Genomic DNA, 1,555 nt, shown 5'->3' on the forward strand with positions numbered 1-1,555 from the left:
CGCGAGCACCGCGGCGGGATAGCCGGGCCCTTGGTCCCGTACGAGGATCCGTGCGCCCGTAGCGGTTGCCTCCACGGCGACTTCGACGGGGTCGGCTCCGTGCCGGTGGGCGTTGGTGACGAGGTTGACCACGATCCGTTCCACCCGGCGCGGATCGGTCTCCAGGGTCCTGGTGGCACGGACCGCCACTGCGGTGGGCGTCCCCGTGCGGCGGACGATGTCGGTGACCAGTTCGCCCAACGGCACTGCGTCGGTCCGCGCCCGTTCGGCTCCGGCGTCGAGCCGGGAGATCTCCAGGAGGTCCTCGACCAGCCCGTTCAGGGCCCGGGCGCGGTCGCGGACGAGCTCGGCCACCTCGTCGCCCTCCGGGAGGAGCCCGGCGGCGGTGGACAACCCCATCAGCGGGGTGCGCAGTTCGTGCGCGACGTCCGCGGTGAAGCGGCGCTCGCCCTCCAGTTTTTGCTGCAGGGTCGCAGCCATTGCGTCCACGGCCGCCGACATCTCGGTGATCTCGTCACGGGCCCGGCCGCCCGGTCCGATCCGCGCGTCGAGGTCGCCGTCGGCGATGGCCCGGGCGGTGCGGGATCCCCGGCGCAGCCTGCGGTTCATCGGTTCGGTGGCCAGGGCGGCGAGCGGTACGACGACCAGGAGAGCGGCGAGCACGGCCTTGATGATGCTGCGGTCCAGGAGCTGGAGACCGCGTACCTCGGAGCTCATGTCCGTCCGGGCGACGAGTACCTGGCCGCCCTCGACGGGCATGGCCGCCCACATCCAGTACCAGTTGGGGGGTTTGCGGTCGTTCCAGGTCGCATACAGCGCGGCTGGGTCCTTGGCGGCCAGCGCCTGCGCGAGCGGTGCGCCGAGCCGCTCCGGGGTGAGGACTTCGACTTCGAGCGGCGCGCTGCCCGTGCGGGTGTACTCGCGCTCCGCGGCTGCCAGGCGAGCGGAGAGGCGTTCGTTCCCGGTGCGGTCGCTTCGTTCGGCCATCGCCTGGTGGACGAGGAGGCCTATCACGGTGGCCACCGCGCAGCAGGCGGCGGCGGTCAGGGCGGCGATCTTCCAGCGCAGGGCGCGCGGGTTGAGGAGTGCCATGGGTGCGGACGGCTCCTCAGTGGCGGACGAGTTTGTAGCCGAAGCCCCGGACGGTCTCGATCCGCTCGGCTCCGATCTTCTTGCGCAGCCGCAGGACGCACAGGTCCACGACCCGGGTGTCGCCTTCCCAGCCGTAGTCCCATACGTCTCGCAGGAGACGGCGGCGGTCGAGCACGGCGCCGGGAGCCGCCGCGAACTCCAGCAGCAGCCGCAGCTCGGTGGGGGTCAGCGGAACGGGCCGTCCGCCCCGGTGCACCTCCAGACCGAGGGTGTTCACGGACAGGTCCCCGAAGACCAGCTCGCCGGGGATCGTCCCGGCATCTGCGGAGACGACTGCGGGATTCGCCGGCCCGGCCCCCCGTGCCGGGGTGGCCTCCGGTTCGGCGGGCCGGAAGGTGGCGCGGCGCAGCAGTGTCCGGATGCGGGCGACGAGGACGGGGGTGTCGACGGGTTTGACGACATA

2 protein-coding genes are annotated in these 1,555 nt (G+C 72.5%); both read right to left on the reverse strand.

The features are described 5' to 3' along the window. On the reverse strand, nucleotides 1–1,092 hold a 1,092-nt coding region (locus ABZW32_RS39915), incomplete at its 3' end, for a HAMP domain-containing sensor histidine kinase (protein ID WP_356225834.1). Between the two features lie 16 nt (nucleotides 1,093–1,108). Continuing rightward, nucleotides 1,109–1,555: response regulator transcription factor (locus tag ABZW32_RS39920; protein ID WP_356225835.1), on the reverse strand; the 447-nt coding region annotated here is incomplete at its 5' end.

It is taken from the genome of Streptomyces sp. NPDC004667 (assembly GCF_040609475.1).
GTDB lineage: Bacteria > Actinomycetota > Actinomycetes > Streptomycetales > Streptomycetaceae > Streptomyces.